We start from the raw sequence: 18,630 nt of genomic DNA on the forward strand, positions 1-18,630 counted from the left end.
TTTCTTACTGATTTTCTTGTTCTTTTGGAAGATACTCAAGCAACATTCTTTGATTCTTCTTCAGGTATTTATTAGCTACTTCTTTAATTTCTTCACGAGTAACTGATCTATAAATGTCAATTTCACTGTTGATTAAATTTGTATTACCATATAATAAGTAATAATTAGCAAGTGAACCGGCAATACCTTCTAATCCAGAATTTGCATTTACAAATTGATTCTCGAATTGATTTTGTAGTTTTTCAAAATCTCGTTCTGAAATAAGCGCTGTCTGTAATTTTTCAATTTCTTTGTCAATTCCTTTTACTAGATCATCCAATGAAGTCTCTCCAAGAGGAAGCGCAAATATCGCAGAAAGTCCATAATCTTCCTGACTAAAATTAAAAGCCTGTACTGCGAGTGCTTTCTTTTCTTCATCTACTAATCTCTTGTAGAGTTTAGAGCTATTACCTCCGCTTAAATAAGATGAAATCATATCTAGTATTCTAGCGTCTCTTGATTTGAATGATGGTGTTCTATACGTTACAAGTATCGCTGGAATTTGAATGTTAGCATCATAAGCTTTTACAGTAAATTCTTCTGTAATAGGTTCTTCTTTAGGGTAGTTTCTAACAATAGGCTCGCCTTTTGGAATTTCTCCAAAATAAGTTTCAATTAGTTTTTTCGCTTCCTTAGTTTTAAAATCACCGGCTATAACAAGTACTGCATTGTTAGGGATATAGAATTTTTTATTGAAAGCTAAAAATTCATCAAGTGTGGCAGCATCTAAATGCTCCATAGAACCAATAGGGCTCCATCTGTATGGATGTTTTTTGAAAAGTCCTTTTTTAAGTTCTTCAAAAATTTTACCATAGGGCCTGTTATCTACACGAAGTCTTTTCTCTTCTTTTACAACTTCGTTTTGTGTGTCTACACCCACCTGAGTAATTTCTGGATGTAACAGCCTTTCAGATTCTAACCAAAGACCAGTTTCAAGGGAGTTTGATGGAAAAACTTCGTAATAGTACGTGCGGTCATCGTTAGTTGTTGCATTATTTTTTCCACCATTAGATTTTACTATTTTATCCCATTCGCCACGTTCAATGTTTTTTGTTCCTTCAAACAAAAGATGCTCAAAGAAATGAGCAAAGCCTGTTCTTTCAGGATTTTCATCTTTAGCGCCTACATGATAAGCGATGGAGGTAACAACAAGGGGAGCAGAATTATCTTGATGAAGAATTACGTGTAATCCATTTTCAAGATCATATTCTTCAAATGATACCTGTTGAGAATTGGCATTAAATATTGCCAAAAACAGCAGAGTAAGGATTAAAAATTGTTTTTTCATTACAATGTTTTAAATTATAGTTATTGTTAATTGTGATTAATTAGACAATCAAAGGATGATTTTGTTACAAACTTCTTTGAAATCATGATTTCAAAAGTAAGTAATTAGCATTTCAAAACTTTGATCTGTCTAAAAATTAACTGTTTATTAAGGATTCGGATGGTGTTTTTTTGCTATATTATGAGGAGTGATCTGTTAACAAAAAATCAACTTTTATTATGAATGCTAAAAAAATACATATTCGTTACGGTATTATAGTAGCGATTGTTTTAATATTTTACTTTTTGTTTGTTAGATTATTTAATCTGCACGAAAATCCTTGGTTACGTTTGCTTAACGGGGGTATAGTTGCTTACGGAATTTATGCTGCTATTAGATTGAGACGTTTACTAGAAGGAAAGGAATTTAAATATTTCAACGGTTTTAAAACCGGATTGTACACAGGTTTTCTTGCTACCTTGATTTTTGTAGGTTTTATGTCTATATATATGTTTCATTTAGATCCTGAATTTCCTATACGGATTATGGATACATGGATGAAAGATTATAATCAAGGGCCAGGTATACTAATTTTTGTATTAACTATTGAAGGACTTGCTTCTTCATTAGTTCTTACACTAGCTTTTATGCAAAAATTTAAACCTAGCTGGAATACCACAAAAAAACCAATCATAGAAACCTAAGATTAAATAAAAATTACAAATTTGAGAAGCCTATTTTCACTAAAGAGATGACACCAATATTTTCTTAATTTTGAAATGTAAAACGTTTGTATTTTAAGCAAGAAGCACTATATTTGCACCCGCCTTTTTAATGGAAAGGTATAATATTTAATTAATTAGAAAGCTATGTACGCAATTGTAGAGATAGCAGGGCAGCAATTTAAAGTGCAAAAAGACCAAAAGGTTTATGTGCATCGTTTAGCTGAAGATGAAGGAAAAAAAGTCACTTTTGACAATGTTCTTTTATTGGATGATAGCGGTAACATTACCATAGGCGCCCCAGCTATAGACGGAGCTTCTGTTGAAGCTAAAGTCATTAAGCACCTGAAAGGTGACAAGGTTATTGTTTTTAAGAAGAAAAGAAGAAAAGGTTACAAAGTCAAGAATGGCCACAGACAATCTTTTAGTGAAATTACTATTGAAAACATTATCACTTCTGGAACTAAGAAGACAGCTAAAAAAGCAACTCCTAAAAAAGAAGTGAATCCAGTTCCTCAGCCAAAACCGGAAAAAGTAGCGGCTCAGAAAAAAGAGGCAAAAAAACCAGCAGCTAAGAAAGTTGCAGGAGATGATTTGAAGAAGATAGAGGGTATAGGACCAAAGATTGCTGAAATTTTCAACAATGCAGGCATCGTATCTTTTGTGGATCTAGCAGGAACTTCTATAGACAAGTTAAAAAGTATTTTAGAAGAAGCAGGTCCAAGATATGCATCTAAAGTTCCAGATACATGGCCTCAACAAGCGCAGTTGGCAGCAGATGGAAAATGGGATGAATTGGCTAAATTGCAAGATGACCTTAAAGGCGGTATAGCCAAATAAATTGTTTAACCCGTAGTTACTAGTAAGTACGTAAATTAAAATAAAATGGCACACAAGAAAGGTGTTGGTAGTTCCAAAAACGGTAGAGAATCAGAATCGAAACGCTTAGGTGTTAAGATTTTTGGTGGTCAAGCTGCCATTGCAGGAAATATCATCGTAAGACAACGTGGTACCTCTCATAACCCAGGTGAAAATGTTTATATGGGCAAAGACCATACGCTTCATGCTCAGGTTGACGGTATCGTGAAATTTCAAAAGAAAAGAAACAATAAATCATATGTATCAATAGAGCCTTTTCAGGCTTAGTGAAAATTGATTTATAAATTTATTAAAAATCCTTTGTAATTGAGTACAAAGGATTTTTCTTTTTAAGAAATTCTACTCTAGATTAGGAACTCTTTATTCATTTGATGCTTTAAGTATATCCCTGCAAATTTTTAAATGATGCTGGGTGTGTATTTTTAAAAATCGTTTAGCATCCTCTCGGTGCAATTGACCAAAATATGGATGAGTGAAATTAGAGTTCTTGGGAAGTGAATCTAAAAGTGCTAAGTTGCTTAAAGCTGTTTCCATATGTTTATCTAATATCTCTGAAGTAACCGCACCCTGAGGACGAATTTTATCTGATGATTTTGCTTGACCTCTTGGAATATGTTTTGTTGTAAATAAAATGAGCTTAGGCAGATTGAAAGCAGACTTATAATTATTGGGGTCTGAAGTTTTGACAGTTTCGTAAACAGAATTTATAGTTAAAAATATATGATCTAAATGCCAAGCAATATTAACGGAGGATACATTTGCGTTTTGTAAATGTTCTTTTGATCTTAAAGTGGTAATCTGGGATATTTCTGCCTTCATATAAGATGGGAATTTTAAGGTAGTTGGTGTAAAATAGGAAATGCAAAGATAAACTAACCCACATGTTATGATTAGAAGGAGTATCAGAAATGATTTTTTTAAAAATTTCATTAGTATTAAAATTGAAAGCGATATCCAAAGTCAGTAAAAAACCTATTTGATCAACGCGATCGATATTGCTAGTTAAACGATTGTATTTTTCTACAAAAATGTTTTATCGGTAAAGAATATTTTGCAGATTCATATAAATATGATTGTTTTTATTTTTACACTGATTACTAAATTAAATAGGTTCTCTAAAATAACGATCATTTTCTTTACTTAAGTCAAATTCTTTATTTAAGATTGAAAATTTCTAGCTATAGTGCAATTTTAATGGTTTACAGGTGTGCTAAAATTCCCTATTTTGCTTGTTAGATGGATGCTGAAAGGAGTTTATTCTGCAAAAAAGAGTGCTCTATCCAAACAATGTATGGATTTACGCTATTTGAAAAGATATTTCTTTTTAAATCATCATTTTCCTCGTATCAAGTTTCGTACGATTTCACAAAAAAACCTTGCCATAAAGACAAGGTTTTTAAAATATAGTATCAAAAATTATATTAGTATCTGTAATATTCAGGTTTGTAAGGACCTTCCACTTTAACACCAATATAACTAGCTTGTTCTTCGTTAAGTTCTTCAAGTTCTACTCCAATACGGGCAAGGTGAAGTTTAGCAACTTTCTCATCAAGGTGTTTTGGTAACATATAAACATCATTCTCATATTTATCACTGTGCTTCCAAAGTTCAATTTGAGCAAGGGTCTGATTTGTAAATGAATTACTCATTACAAAACTAGGATGTCCTGTAGCGCAGCCCAAGTTTACCAAACGCCCTTCCGCTAAGAGAATAATATCATTTCCATCAACTGTATATTTGTCAACCTGAGGCTTGATATTAACATGTGTTTTACCGTAGTTTTCTTTTAACCAAGATACGTCAATTTCATTATCAAAATGACCAATATTACAAACAATAGCTTTGTCTTTCATTTTTTGAAAATGGCGTCCTGTGACAATATCTTTATTTCCTGTGGTTGTAATAACAATATCAGCATTACCAACAACCGTATCCAGTTTTTTAACTTCAAAACCATCCATTGCTGCCTGAAGTGCACATATAGGATCTATTTCGGTAACAGTGATAATGGATCCAGCTCCTCTAAAAGATGCTGCAGTACCTTTACCTACATCTCCATATCCGCAAACAACTACACGTTTTCCGGCCAACATCGTATCTGTAGCTCGTCTAATAGCATCTACAGCACTTTCACGACAACCGTATTTATTATCAAATTTTGATTTAGTTACAGAATCGTTTACATTAATGGCAGGCATTGTTAAACTGCCATTTTTTACTCTTTCATAAAGCCTGTGTACGCCAGTAGTGGTTTCTTCAGAAAGTCCTTTGATGCCTGGAGATAATTCAGGATATCGATCTAAAACCATATTAGTAAGGTCGCCTCCATCATCAAGAATCATATTTAAAGGTTTGCGCTCTTCCCCAAAAAATAGGGTTTGTTCAATACACCAATCAAATTCTTCTTCATTCATACCTTTCCATGCATACACCGGTATACCTGCTGCAGCAATAGCAGCCGCCGCATGGTCTTGAGTTGAAAAGATATTACAAGAACTCCAGGTAACTTCTGCACCAAGAGCCACTAATGTTTCAATTAATACCGCAGTTTGAATGGTCATATGAAGGCATCCTGCAATACGGGCTCCCTTCAAAGGCTGCTCGTTCTTATATTCTTCTCGCAATGACATAAGTCCGGGCATCTCTGCCTCAGCCAATTCTATTTCTTTTCGTCCAAATTCGGCTAACGAAATATCTTTTACTTTATATGCCACGTAAGGGACTGTTTTTGTGCTCATATTTTTATATTTGTTAATCTTTAATAATTAGCAATTTACCTTTTTGCAAAGGTACACATTAACTTTAAAAATCAATGCCTCTTCACAAAACTATAAGAGTTAATAACAAAATTACAGTTTATATTTGGAATATAGAAGAAAACCTACATGAATTAAATAAAAATCTTACGATAACAAAAAATTGTGAAGACCGTATTGCTAACATGAAATCTGAAATCCATCAACGTGGATTTTTGAGTGTTAGACAATTATTGAAAGTTGCTGGATATGAACCTTATGAGCTTTTTTATGATAAGAAAGGAAAACCGCATTTGTCTGATGGAAAACATATTTCTATTACACATTCTTTTATATTTTCTGCGATTATAATCAGTGAGACAGATGAAGTAGGAATTGATATTGAATTAATAAGAGATAAGATTCAGCGTATAGGTCACAAGTTTGTTAATTATGAATACAATTATCTTAATGAAAAAGCGCTTACCCAAAAATTAAGTATTATTTGGTGTATTAAAGAAAGCTTGTATAAAGCATTCGCTACCAAAGGTGTAAGTTTCAAAGACCACATAAAAGTGCTTCCTTTTGATGTTTCCGAGGATGAAGCTATTGCGTGGGTATTATATGAAGGGAAATATGCGAAGTATAAAGCTAACTATTTTTCCATAAATGGCTATATGTGTTCTTATGCTATAAAAGTAATACCTTAGTCAACTATTACGCGGCTTATGAAAAATCAAGTTGGATTTACTTACCAGCATTTATTAGCTTCACTCAAACAGAGAGAAAAATTACTTGCTGTTTTGCTTGACCCAGAAGATTTTGTACTTGCAACGGCACAGAAATCAATAAACCAAATAAATCAATCTCCTGCAACGCATATTTTTGTAGGTGGAAGTACTGTAAAAATAGGCGCTACTTATAAATTAGTTCAACAAATAAGACCCTTAACGTCACTTCCTATTTTAATTTTTCCTAGTGATGAGCAACAGATTGCGTCTAATGCAGATGCGTTACTTTTTCTGATGCTTTTATCTGGCCGTAATCCGGAATATTTAATTGAAAAGCAGGTACGCTCTGCAGCTATTTTAAGAAAACAACCTATGGACACAATTTCTACGGGGTATATTCTCATAGATGGAGGCACTACAACTACTGTACAAAAGGTGAGTCATACAACACCCATTTCAATGAATGATTTGTCTCTTATAACAGACACAGCTTTTGCAGGTGAATTATTAGGAAATAAACTTATTTATTTAGAGGCTGGAAGTGGGGCAATGATACCAATAAACGCAAAGGTTATTGCCAGTGTTAAGAAAAGTATTTCTATACCGTTGATTGTAGGTGGAGGCATAAGATCTTTAGAAGATATTAACAGAGCTTATGATGCTGGCGCAGATATGGTGGTAATAGGTACCGCCTTCGAGAAAGACATTACATTTTTTCAAGCAATAAATCATTCAATACTACCATGAAATTATCAGTTGAGCTTACGCTGACCCCACTTCAAAATGATTTTGAAGAGCCTATAATTCACTTTATTAAACAACTTCGTAAATCTGGCTTTAAAGTGCTTGAAAACCCTATGAGTACGCAGATTTACGGAAATTACGATGAACTCATGCACTATCTTACGGCTGAAATTAAAATAATTTTTGAGAAAAGTGAAAATGTTCTCTTATATATAAAAATGGTAAAAACAGACCGAAGTAGTTATGAACGAAATTATTGATTTTTTTATCAATAGCTATAAAGAAACTACTTGGAGTTTGATTGTTTTGGAGGCTATTGCATTTATTTTTGGTATTGCCAGTGTTTTTTATGCCCAAAAAGAGAATATATGGGTCTATCCAACCGGTTTGATTGCTACTGTGATTACGGTCTATTTGTTGTATAAGGCTGAATATTTTGGTGATATGTCTATGAATTTTTATTACTCTGTAATGAGTGTTTATGGCTGGTATAATTGGGCTAGAAGAAATGGGAATACTAAGTTTGTGACAATTTCCAGCACTAACTTAAGAGAGAAAATTATAGGGTTGTTATTGTGTGTTGCCACCTTTTTGGTTACGTATGGTGTTTATAAATATTTTGGGGCAGAAATCAAAACAGAGAATTATATAGATATTTTCACTTCTGGCTTATTTTTTACTGCAATGTGGTATATGGCGACAAAGAAAATTGAAAATTGGATTTTATGGATCATAGCAGATTTGATAACGGTACCACTCTATGCTTATAGAGGTTTAGGAATGTTATCTTTGCAATATCTTATTTTTACGATTCTCGCAATTCAAGGTTATTTGGAATGGAAGAAAAGCTTAGGCAAGAGCCCAGTAATATCTTAAAAGTAGTTTTATACGGTCCTGAATCTACCGGAAAAACGACACTTTCAAGACAACTTGCAAATTATTATAATACATTATGGGTACCAGAGTATGCCCGTGAATACCTGCAAGATAAATGGGATAAAGAACAAAAAATTTGTGAACCCAATGATTTAATTCCAATAGCAATAGGCCAAATTGCAACAGAAAATAAGTTAACTAGGAAGGTGTCAGATATTTTATTTTGTGATACAGATTTACTGGAAACCAAGGTGTATTCTGAAGCGTATTATGTAGGAAATTGTAATCCTTTACTCGAAAAATATGCTTTGCAAAATAAATATGACCTTTATTTGCTTACCAATATTGATGTTCCTTGGGAGAAAGACGATTTACGGGATAAACCAGACAATAGGGAAGAGATGTTTATCTATTTTAAACAGGCACTAGATCTGTATCAGCGGCCCTACATACTTATAAAAGGAAGTAGAAAAGAACGGTTTCAAATAGCAGTTTCAATAATAGACAAATTATTAAATCAAAAGAAATGTTAACAGCAAAGGATCATGCTATATTAGTAACTAAAAATATATCTGAATCTCAAGTAAAGAGACAACTAGAGATTTTTAAAAGAGGAATACCCTTTATCTCGCTAGAAGATTCGGCTACACTTGGAAACGGTATTATTAAATGTTCAGAAGTAGAGAAGGAAAATTATATACTTCTATTTGAATCAAAAATAGCTGAACTAAGTCTTTTGAAGTTTGTACCTGCTTCAGGAGCTGCCTCTAGAATGTTTAAGGTGCTTTTTGAATTTTTAGAAGAATTTGACGCAGAAAAGCAAAGCTTAAGTGAATATATTAAGATAAATAATCTTGAATCAATCGCTATTTTCTTTCATGAGATTGAAAACCTCCCTTTTTATGATAAAGTTAAGCAAGCGTTGCAAAAAGAAGGTTTAGAATTATCAAATATAGAAGACGGGAGACAAGCGTACTCTTTTGTGGAAAAAATGCTGCTTTCTAAGGGTTTTGATTATGGAGATTTTCCAAAAGGATTGCTCCCCTTTCATAATTATAAGGAACATACTGCGAGCGCGTTTATGGAACATTTGTACGAGGCAGCGATCTATTGCACAAGCAGTCAAAAAGCAAAATTACACTTTACCATTTCTGAAGCTCATGTGGATAAATTTAGACAAGAATATGAGTACATAAAGAAAAGAGTAGAATCAGATACCGGAGTTTCCTTTGATGTTTCTTTTTCTTTTCAAAAGGGAACAACAGATACGATTGCGGTAACTCCAGAAAATAATTTTTTTAGAACTGATGAGGGAGCGCTAGTTTTTAGACCAGCAGGACATGGAGCGCTTATTGAAAATCTAAATGATCAGGATGCCGATATTATTTTTATTAAGAATATTGATAATGTGGTGGTAAATCATTTACAACCAGAAATGGCAGTTTATAAAAAAGTACTTGCAGGTAAACTTTTAGAGATTCAGCAGAAAGTATTTGAATTTTCAAAAAAATTGGATGCTACTTCGCTAAATTCAGACGAAATAGAAGAGATTATTAATTTCTTATATAAAGATTTGAATATAAGATTTACTAAAAATCTATCTGGGGTATCAATCTCAGAAAAAAAAGCATTAATTTATAAAGCTTTGAATAGACCTATTCGCGTTTGCGGGATGGTTAAAAATGTGGGAGAACCTGGTGGAGGTCCTTTTTGGGTAAGAAATAGTGAAGGAGAAGTTTCGCTTCAAATTGTAGAATCTGCCCAAATTAACAAACAAGATAAGAAACAGCACCAATTACTTCAATCTTCAACTCATTTCAATCCGGTGGATCTTGTTTGTTCAATTAAAAATTATAAAGGTGAAAAATACAATTTACCAGATTTTGTTGATACTGATCAAGGGTTTATTACAGAAAAAACATATCTAGGAAGATCACTTAAAGGATTGGAATTACCTGGTTTATGGAATGGAGCAATGGCCGGATGGAATACTATTTTTATAGAAGTACCACTAAGTACATTCAATCCCGTAAAAACCGTGATAGATCTTTTGAAGGACGCACATCAACCTAAAATATAATTCTTACACACTTGTTACACAGCTTGTTTCTTAATTATACAGTTTTTTAATAAAAATGGATAGATAGTAATTATTGTAAATTTTTTAATCTTTTGAAAATCAGATAATTAAATTCTAATTGTGTGTTTTTTAAATGCTGGAACGGTTCTTTCATAATAGTTATCAAATAAATTTAAATAACGTAAAATTTAAAATAACAATTATGAAAAAATTAGTTTTAGCAGCAGTAATAGCCTTAGGAAGTCTTTCAGTATTCGCAACTTCCAATTCAATTTCAGACGAATTTTTAAAAATTCAGTTAGTAAATGAAGAGTTTGTAGAAATTTCGATTGAAGAATTACCCCAAGCTATTAAAGATGCGTTTGCAGCAGACTTTGAAGGAGCTGAAATTGCAAAAGCATATGTTAATGAAGAGAAAAAATATAAGTTAGAAGTTACTATTGGCGAGGAAGCAACTACGTTATATGCTACCGAAGCAGGCGAATGGATAAATGAATAAATGAATAATACCTCTTTTATTAGAATTAGCATATGAAAACCACCATCTATAGGTGGTTTTTTTGTTACCCGATAATTCATAAATAAGAAGAACCTCTGTCAGTAATGTAATCTTTTCAAAATTATTTTACTTCAGTCAATACATACCGCATTCATTTATGATTTTTGATATCAATAAAGGGCTAAAGTAAATACAATGAATAAAGCTTTCAAAAGCAGATCATAAAAATATAGGTTTATCTCTGGAGAATTGAAGGAGACCGTTACTGGTTCGCTAAGTTTTCCGTATTTAAGTTCTGGATTTAAGATCAATTAAACCTATTTAGCAAGAATTAATTAGTTTGTAAACTTGTAGAGATATTAATTAGAATAGCATATTTGCCTCTGTTTAATTATTCAATATTTGCAAACTGTATATTAATTATACGATTTGATTTAATTTTATACACATACAGTATGGTTTCATTTAGTTGCAATCTAATCTTGTCTTATAAAATACTGTTTATTAGCTAGTTAAAATTATATTTTTGAACTCATTTTTTGGCATGACTATTTCATTATAGTAGAAAGTAGCAATAAAAAAACATGGTATATGAAAAAATTAGCTATAATATCAACCATTGCTTTAGGAGGTTTTGCGTCTTTTGCAACTACTCCAGTTATTTTTCACGATGGTATTGTTGAAGAAGTTTTTAATCGGGATTTTCACCATATAGAGATCAGAGATTTACCCAATTTGGTTTTAAATTATCTTTCGGAAAAGTATCCTGAAGGTGTGATTAATAAAATACATGCTAACAGTTTAAAAGAGTATAAAATAGAGTTAGTTTTAGGTGTAAAGAGCACTACGGTATTCCTGAATCAATTTGGGATTCTTCTGCATAGATAAGTGCTCTTAAAGTTAAACTTAGAAAAGGATGGTAAGAAACCATCCTTTTTTTATGGAATTTTTGATCAACGAAGATAAATTACTTACTATTTTTGTGTAAATGGAGGAAAGAAATGCCCAAAATACTGTTAATTGAGGATGATATAACGTTTTCTACAATGCTGGAGCGTTTTTTAATAAAAAACGACTTTAAAGTACAAACAGTACATACTGCAAAGGAAGGACTGAATAGAATTTCTAAAGAAAAATATGATCTCATCTTTAGTGATGTTAGATTACCAGATGATGACGGAATTAACTTATTGACTAAAATTAAAGCATTAGCTGATGATATTCCTGTGATTCTAATGACGAGCTACGCGGAGGTTTCAATGGCTGTAAGCGCCATGAAAAAAGGTGCTTTTGATTATATATCAAAACCGTTTAATCAAGATGAAGTATTAGTAGTGATTAAAAATGCATTGCATAAAAAGTCAAAGAATTTTATAACTAAAACTTCTTCTTCTAAAAATAGATCAAAAGAAACAAAAGCTTATGGAACTTCTATTAAGGGTGTTAGCAGTGCTTCTAATAAACTCAATGAATATATTAAATTAGTAGCTCCCACTGGTATGTCAGTTCTTATTACTGGAGAAAGTGGTACTGGTAAGGAAGTGGTAGCAAGAACCATTCATGAAAATAGTGGTAGAAAAAACAACCCTTTTGTGGCCGTAGATTGCGGTGCAATTCCAAAGGAAATTGCGGCAAGTGAATTTTTCGGGCATATTAAAGGTTCTTTTACAGGCGCTGTAAATGATAAAAAGGGACATTTTGAAGCAGCAAATAATGGAACTATCTTTTTAGATGAAGTTGGAAATTTATCTTACGAAAATCAAATTCAGTTGCTAAGAGCTTTGCAAGAAAGAAAGATAAAACCTATTGGGAGCAACAAAGAAATTGCTGTTGATATAAGGCTAATTACAGCTACAAATGAGAATTTATTAAAAGTGGTAAGGCAAGGAAAATTCCGGGAGGATTTATACCACAGGTTAAATGAGTTTTCAATACAAGTGCCCAGACTGTATGAACGCAAAGAAGATCTAATGATTTTTGCCGATTATTTTCTTGGAGAAGCAAATCAATTATTAGATAAAAATATTTTAGGCTTTTCAGATGAGGTAATCTTACTTTTCCAAGAATATCCATGGCCTGGTAATTTAAGAGAGCTTTCAAATGTTATTAAAAGATCTGTTTTGTTAACTCAAACAAATATTATTCAAAAATCGGTATTACCTTCAGAAATTGTAACTGGCAATATACACGAACTCACTTCTGAGGTTCGTTCTTTTTCAAAAAAGGAAAATGAGAGATTACTTATAATTAATGCGCTTGCCGAAACTGATAATAATAAATCTCAGGCAGCTAAATTGCTAAAAATAACACGCAAAACACTGTATAATAAAATCAAGGAATATCAAATTGATGCCTAATAGTATTGTTTAGTTTGTATTTGCTCAAATATAAAGTGAATAGCAGATTTTAATTCTTGATAGTGAAATTCAATCTCTTTGGCATCAAAAACCTTTATAAATTCAAAATATGCTAAATGAGGTAATACTTCTGATGCCTCGATTTGACGAAACATGGTTAACATTTTATGACTTATTTTTTGTAGGCCAATTAGATTTTTATCTTCAATATAAAGTGAGATCTCTTCTAAATTTTTTTGTGTACTTTGAATAAACGTTTCCAAGAGTTCGTCTAGTACATTTTGATCATTGTCTAAAAAAGATTTTAAAGAGTTTAGATTAAATGCTTGGTTAAGATCTGTACAATCTTTGGAAGTATAAAGTTTTACTCCTTTATGAATTCTTAAACAAGAATGAATCTCGGTCATTAGGTGTTCTGGCAAAAAGGGTTTTATAATAAAAGCTGCAAAACCAGCTTCTTGATAGTCTTTCTTTTTTAAATTTTTTCTTCCACTAACCGCAATTATAGGTTGTTGCTGATAGTTAAATATAGGATTTGACTGTAGCTTTTCGGTAAAGTGAAATCCATTCATGGAGGGAAGTTGAATATCTGTTATAATGAAATCATATTTGAGATTTGGAATTTTATTAAGAGCAGCCTTGGCAGAATCAAACGTAAATGCTTGTATACCATTTTGGTTAAGAATTTCTTTAGTTAATTCTATTAATATTTCATCATCATCAATAACAATTGCTGTTAATTCTTTTTGATTTGGGGAAAATTCTTTGTGGGTATTCAACTGTTGTTTTTCACAAAAGGTCACCGGAAAAATAAATGAAAACAAACTGCCTTTACCCTCTTTACTTTCAAGAGAAAGGCGTCCGTTTAGCAAATGAGCTAGCTTTTTTGAAATAGTAAGTCCTAGCCCAAATCCGCCATGCTTTTTTTCTATGGAAGTATCTGCCTGTGTAAATTCTTCAAAAATAAGTTGTTGTTTTTCTTTGGGAATACCAACACCCGTATCTTTTATTTCAATATGAACAAACGATTTTCCAGCTTGATTTGTTTTAAGTTTAATATTTACTTTTATAAAACCTTCTTCTGTAAATTTAAAAGCGTTTCCAATTAAGTTAGAAACTATTTGTCTAATACGAAAAGGGTCTCCAATAAGCAATGTTGGAAGCGTATTATGAACAGATATTTGCAGTATTATTGGCTTTTCTTTATAAATAGATTTTATATTTTCGGCAGTTTCATTAACAAGTTTTTCAAGATTAAAAGGAATGGATTCAATATGTATTTTTCCGGCTTCTAATTTGTTATAATCTAAGAGATCGTCAACCAATTGAGTAACAAAAGTAGCAGCACTTTTAATTCGTTCTATATAATAAGAGCCCTTAGAGTTTTGAGGAATCTTTTGCATAAGCTCTGTATAGCCCACAATAGTGCTAAGAGGAGATCTAAGGTCATGGCTAACCATGGAGATTAATTGTTCTCTACTATTTAATAGAGACTTTGTATACGTATTGGCTTTTTCAATTTGTTCTCTGTAACGCTGGTTCTTCCAAAAATCATTTAAAATTACCAGTGAAAAAATAATCACAAATACAAGACCAATTATAGCAGCAATGGTAACAATATTAATACTTCTTTTTAAAACCATTTTACGTTGCAAAGTCTTCTGGGATGAATTGTTAAGAAATTCAGTTTCAATATTAGAAAGAATCGTGCGTAATTGCTGAGTAGCAATTAAGTCGTTTTTAAGTAATTGTCTTTCTTTCACTCGCAAAGAGAAGCGCTGTCTGGATGCTTCCTCTTCAATCTTTTGAAGAATAGTACGTGAGGCAACTACAATAGAGTCCAATGTAGTTTGGTTTACGGTATTAGTTGAATCTCTGGGAATATAGCCATTTAGAATCGTAATAGTTTCTTCTAAGTTTTTACGATTCTTGTAATTTAGATTTGCGGGGTTTTCAATAAAATCATTTACCGTAAGACGCCCTAAGGTAGATTCCATATTTGCCAATCTATTAATCGCTTTTTTTATTAATTCCTGTGAAGTATCATTTATTCTAACTTCCCTTAAATCTGAAATGTTTTTTATCTTTTGATCTAGTAATATTTGTACACTATCTAATAAAGAGGTTTGAGAAGAACTTTCAACTAAAGATTTAATAGCTTCAATTTCAAGGGAGATGGAGTCATTCTTTTTTAAATAGTTAGCATAAGGTTTTGGATCTGTAGATTGTATAGCGACTCTAGCAAAACTTTCGCTTTCATACATTAATGTAAGTAACTTGCCAATTCTGAGTATTTTGTTCTTCTCTTTAGTATCGTCTATTTGGGCTTTTGTGAACGAATTAAGTTCGCCATAAATAATCCAGCCCACCACTACAACTAGCAGCGCTAGTGCTAAATAGCTAAAGAATACTTTTAGAGTTATTTTTCTTTTTGCTTCGTTCATGCGTCTATTTTACTAACCTAAAAAGTTTATTTAAAAACTGTTTTTAAAATGAATCTGTATTCGTAGTTTTGCGCCATCTCAAAGGGGTGCTGAAGCCTAAAAAATAGGTGAAAGCTGAGATCATACCCAAAGAACCTGGGCAGGTAATGCTGCCAAGGGAAGGGCCCGAAATTCGGCTTAAGACGAATTTTATCGGAGCGTTATAGTAAATACGATTAAAACGACTTGGCCGACGTTTTAATCGTAAAAAAACAAATATTAATCTTAGAATAATAACCCCTTTTATTCGTAAACTAACTTTTTACGAATGAAACGTTTATTTATTTTTTTAGTCTCTTTTTTAGCGATACAAGCTTTAGAGGCTCAGCAATTCAAACTTTACGGAGTTTTTAATGACACCTATGGATCGCCCTTACCCGGCGTGACCGTGCTACAACAAGGCACCACTAATGGAACCCAAACAGATATTGATGGGTATTACGAATTGGTATTACCAGAGGGAAATCACAGTATTGTATTTAGCTTTCTGTCTCCAAGACCACTGGTAAAACAGGTAAACATTTCAAAAGATACGCGTCTTGATATTCAATTAGGTGAAAAAGATGTATTATTAGATGAGGTATTAGTATCTGCGGTTAGAGCCAATGCACAATCACCTGTTACATTTTCAAATCTTGACAAAGAAGAATTTGCACCTAGAAATTTAGGTCAGGATATTCCTTTTATGGTTAATTTTTTGCCCTCAGTAGTAACTACCAGTGATGCAGGAGCGGGTATAGGTTATACTGGAATTAGGGTGAGAGGAAGTGATGCTACAAGAGTAAATGTCACCATAAATGGGATTCCTTACAATGATGCAGAATCTCAAGGTACTTTTTGGGTAAATCTACCAGATTTTGCTTCATCAGTAGAAAATTTGCAGTTGCAAAGAGGTGTGGGAACTTCTACAAATGGCGCTGGTGCTTTTGGAGCAAGTCTTAATCTGTTAACCGATGCTGTAACCGAAGGATCTTCTGGGGAGATATCAAACTCTTTTGGAAGTTTTAACAGCCAAAAGCATACGCTTAAATTTAATACCGGTAGAATGAATGATCATTTTGAACTGGCAGGGCGGTTATCAGTAATTAAGTCAGATGGGTATATTGACCGTGCTGCTTCAGATTTAAAATCATATTTTTTGCAAGGTTCCTATATTGATGAAAATACACTTATTAAAGCACTCATTTTTGGTGGGCAGGAAGTAACCTATCAATCATGGTTTGGAGTAGATGCCGAGACACTTAGAACCAATAGAACATTTAACCCCGCAGGACAGCAATTTGATGAAGAGGGAAATGCGATTGGTTTCTATGAAGACCAAGTGGATAATTATAAGCAAGATCATGTTCAATTGTTATGGAATGAAAAATGGAACGAGCAATGGAGTACCAATATAGCGCTACATTATACGTATGGAAGAGGTTTTTTTGAAGAGTACGTAGACGAGTGGTTTACTCAAAATATTGCTTTTGGTCCGGATGCAAATCTTGACTTTTTAGGTTTAGACCCTATAACGGTTAATGGCGAAAGCATAACGGCTACTGATAATGTGCGAAGAAGATGGTTAGATAATGATTTTTATGGAACTACTTTTTCTGTTAATTATAAAAACGACAAAACAGAGCTCATTTTTGGCGGTGCTTGGAATCGTTATATAGGAGACCATTTTGGAGAATTAATATGGGCTAGAGTTGCTGTTGACTCAGAACCCTTTGATAGACTTTATGAAAGTGTATCTTATAAAACAGACTTTAATGTATATGGTAAATTAAATTATCAGCTCACCAATAAGCTCTCATTATTTGGAGATCTTCAATTAAGATTAGTAAATTATGAAGCTAATGGAGAATTACTTGGAGGAGATCCCTTTTTAGTGGATGATAATTTTAGCTTTTTCAATCCAAAAGCAGGAATTACCTATGCTTTAAATCAAAAGAATAATTTCTATTTTTCTTACGCACGAGCCAATCGAGAACCAAATCGTTCAGACTATGAAAATGGAAGTCCAAAACCGGAACAACTGAATGATTTTGAACTGGGATGGCGTTATCTAACACCTAATGTAAAGGTTAATACCAATGTGTATTATATGCGCTATAAAGATCAACTGGTGTTAACAGGAGGTCTAGATAATTCAGGATTCCCTCTTAGAGCTAATGTTGGTGATAGCTATCGTTTAGGACTTGAAATTGATGCAGCGATTAAGATCTCTGAGAAATTATCAGTACGCCCTAACCTCGCTATAAGTAGCAACAAAAATAAAGACTTCTTTTTTCAGCGAGATGGGGTGCTTCAAAATTTAGGAGATACCAATATCTCCTTTTCGCCTAATATAATAGCGGGTAATCAGTTTACTTATATGCCAGTAGAAGATTTACAGTTCTCTTTCCTTTCTAAGTATGTTGGAGAGCAGTATATGGGTAATATTGATGCAGAAGGTTCTAAATTAGATAGTTATTTCGTTAATGACTTTAACGTGAGTTACGAGCTAAAAACTAATAATTTCTTTAAATCTATAGTTTTTAGTGTACTTGTGAATAATATTTTTGATAAGCAGTTTGTGTCAAATGGATACTTTTTCACCTTTGATGACGATTTTAGTAATCCGGGAACCATAACCACTGTAGAAGGTGCTGGTTATTATCCTCAGGCTGGAATTAACTTTCTTGCTGGAGCCACTATAAAATTCTAAAATTAATAATAGAAGAAGAGTTAATAAAACCCGTTCTTATCTATAGGAGCGGGTTTTGTTAGTTAAAAATAGTAATGATGTTACCATTAACCCGCGTTTGATAATTTAGGAGTCCATATACACGAGATTCACTATTTGGTTCACTTAACAACTGCCCCGTAAAGAGTGTGTATTCATATTCCTCACAAGAACAAATACAATTAGTGCCTCCTTTTATTGTCATAGTAGAACAACTATTAGGTGCATGATTTGGGCAACTGGCTTCCCAGGCAAGATATCCATTGTTGCCAATACCTGCTCCAGCGTTGATAACAAAAATACCTCTGGTTCCAACATTTGGGTTGCTGATGTAAACTGCATTTCCAATGGTAGTTAACCCGTTATATAAAGGTAAGTTAAGATTAATCTCAAAAGTGAAAGAAGCTTCTCTTAAAAATGGGTTTCTGTCACCAGATCTACCATTATCACAGGATAGAAATGCCAAGATTCCTAAAACCAACAAAATTTTTCTCATCACCATTCAATT

The 18,630-nt window shown here is 32.8% G+C and carries 18 protein-coding genes; 13 read left to right on the top strand and 5 right to left on the bottom strand.

Going from position 1 to position 18,630, the window contains the following annotated elements:
* Nucleotides 1-4 precede the first annotated feature (4 nt).
* The gene (locus WBG07_RS06275; protein ID WP_340199669.1) at nt 5-1,327 is read right to left on the bottom strand and encodes a M16 family metallopeptidase; all 1,323 of its coding nucleotides are present in this window, start codon (nt 1,325-1,327) and stop codon (nt 5-7) included.
* Between the two features lie 218 nt (nt 1,328-1,545).
* Between WBG07_RS06275 and WBG07_RS06280 the strand changes: the two genes are divergently transcribed.
* From WBG07_RS06280 to rpmA, 3 genes are all read left to right on the top strand, one after another.
* Nucleotides 1,546-2,010: a DUF4199 domain-containing protein gene (locus WBG07_RS06280; protein WP_340199670.1), complete on the top strand. Its 465-nt coding sequence runs from the start codon at nt 1,546-1,548 to the stop codon at nt 2,008-2,010.
* A gap of 165 nt (nt 2,011-2,175) precedes the next feature.
* A complete protein-coding gene (rplU, locus tag WBG07_RS06285; protein WP_340199671.1) occupies nt 2,176-2,868 on the top strand; it encodes a 50S ribosomal protein L21 in 693 nt (230 codons plus the stop codon).
* Between the two features lie 45 nt (nt 2,869-2,913).
* Nucleotides 2,914-3,174 (top strand): 50S ribosomal protein L27, encoded by a 261-nt coding sequence (rpmA, locus tag WBG07_RS06290; protein WP_340199672.1) that lies wholly within the window; start codon nt 2,914-2,916, stop codon nt 3,172-3,174.
* 93 nt (nt 3,175-3,267) lie between these two features.
* Here the strand turns inward: rpmA and WBG07_RS06295 are convergent, their stop codons facing one another.
* The gene (locus WBG07_RS06295; protein WP_340199673.1) at nt 3,268-3,726 is read right to left on the bottom strand and encodes a DinB family protein; all 459 of its coding nucleotides are present in this window, start codon (nt 3,724-3,726) and stop codon (nt 3,268-3,270) included.
* 602 nt (nt 3,727-4,328) lie between these two features.
* Nucleotides 4,329-5,645 carry an adenosylhomocysteinase gene (gene ahcY, locus WBG07_RS06300; RefSeq protein ID WP_340199674.1) on the bottom strand — a complete coding sequence of 439 codons (1,317 nt, stop codon included), beginning with the start codon at nt 5,643-5,645 and terminating at the stop codon, nt 4,329-4,331.
* Between the two features lie 74 nt (nt 5,646-5,719).
* Here ahcY and WBG07_RS06305 point away from each other — a divergent pair, with 74 nt between their 5' ends.
* The 9 genes from WBG07_RS06305 to WBG07_RS06345 all read left to right on the top strand — a co-directional run bounded on the left by WBG07_RS06305 (nt 5,720) and on the right by WBG07_RS06345 (nt 12,929).
* Nucleotides 5,720-6,352 (top strand): 4'-phosphopantetheinyl transferase family protein, encoded by a 633-nt coding sequence (locus WBG07_RS06305; protein WP_340199675.1) that lies wholly within the window; start codon nt 5,720-5,722, stop codon nt 6,350-6,352.
* Nucleotides 6,353-6,370: 18 nt separating this feature from the next.
* A complete protein-coding gene (locus tag WBG07_RS06310; protein WP_340199676.1) occupies nt 6,371-7,120 on the top strand; it encodes a geranylgeranylglyceryl/heptaprenylglyceryl phosphate synthase in 750 nt (249 codons plus the stop codon).
* On the top strand, nt 7,117-7,377 hold the full coding sequence (locus WBG07_RS06315) for a thiamine-binding protein (protein WP_340199677.1): 261 nt from the start codon (nt 7,117-7,119) through the stop codon (nt 7,375-7,377). The genes WBG07_RS06310 and WBG07_RS06315 overlap by 4 nt, the downstream gene beginning before the upstream one ends.
* A complete protein-coding gene (gene pnuC / locus WBG07_RS06320; protein WP_340199678.1) occupies nt 7,361-7,993 on the top strand; it encodes a nicotinamide riboside transporter PnuC in 633 nt (210 codons plus the stop codon). Before WBG07_RS06315 ends, pnuC begins: the two co-directional genes overlap by 17 nt.
* Nucleotides 7,954-8,526: an AAA family ATPase gene (locus WBG07_RS06325; protein WP_340199679.1), complete on the top strand. Its 573-nt coding sequence runs from the start codon at nt 7,954-7,956 to the stop codon at nt 8,524-8,526. The genes pnuC and WBG07_RS06325 overlap by 40 nt, the downstream gene beginning before the upstream one ends.
* On the top strand, nt 8,520-10,073 hold the full coding sequence (locus WBG07_RS06330; RefSeq protein WP_340199680.1) for a DUF4301 family protein: 1,554 nt from the start codon (nt 8,520-8,522) through the stop codon (nt 10,071-10,073). Before WBG07_RS06325 ends, WBG07_RS06330 begins: the two co-directional genes overlap by 7 nt.
* Before the next feature lie 202 nt (nt 10,074-10,275).
* Nucleotides 10,276-10,572, top strand: a complete 297-nt coding sequence (locus WBG07_RS06335; protein WP_340199681.1) for a hypothetical protein — start codon at nt 10,276-10,278, stop codon at nt 10,570-10,572.
* Between the two features lie 591 nt (nt 10,573-11,163).
* The gene (locus tag WBG07_RS06340; RefSeq protein WP_340199682.1) at nt 11,164-11,460 is read left to right on the top strand and encodes a hypothetical protein; all 297 of its coding nucleotides are present in this window, start codon (nt 11,164-11,166) and stop codon (nt 11,458-11,460) included.
* Between the two features lie 113 nt (nt 11,461-11,573).
* Nucleotides 11,574-12,929, top strand: a complete 1,356-nt coding sequence (locus tag WBG07_RS06345) for a sigma-54-dependent transcriptional regulator (protein ID WP_340199683.1) — start codon at nt 11,574-11,576, stop codon at nt 12,927-12,929.
* Here WBG07_RS06345 and WBG07_RS06350 read toward each other — a convergent pair.
* Entirely contained in the window at nt 12,926-15,373 is a 2,448-nt protein-coding gene (locus WBG07_RS06350; RefSeq protein ID WP_340199684.1) for an ATP-binding response regulator, read from the bottom strand. The two genes, WBG07_RS06345 and WBG07_RS06350, sit on opposite strands and share 4 nt — an antisense overlap.
* A 307-nt stretch (nt 15,374-15,680) precedes the next feature.
* Between WBG07_RS06350 and WBG07_RS06355 the strand changes: the two genes are divergently transcribed.
* Complete coding sequence (locus WBG07_RS06355; RefSeq protein WP_340199685.1) at nt 15,681-18,104, top strand: TonB-dependent receptor; 2,424 nt, start codon at nt 15,681-15,683, stop codon at nt 18,102-18,104.
* Nucleotides 18,105-18,162: 58 nt separating this feature from the next.
* Here WBG07_RS06355 and WBG07_RS06360 read toward each other — a convergent pair whose 3' ends face one another.
* The gene (locus WBG07_RS06360) at nt 18,163-18,618 is read right to left on the bottom strand and encodes a hypothetical protein (RefSeq protein ID WP_340199686.1); all 456 of its coding nucleotides are present in this window, start codon (nt 18,616-18,618) and stop codon (nt 18,163-18,165) included.
* Nucleotides 18,619-18,630 lie beyond the last annotated feature (12 nt).

The organism is Ascidiimonas meishanensis (assembly GCF_037782385.1).
GTDB lineage: Bacteria > Bacteroidota > Bacteroidia > Flavobacteriales > Flavobacteriaceae > Ascidiimonas > Ascidiimonas meishanensis.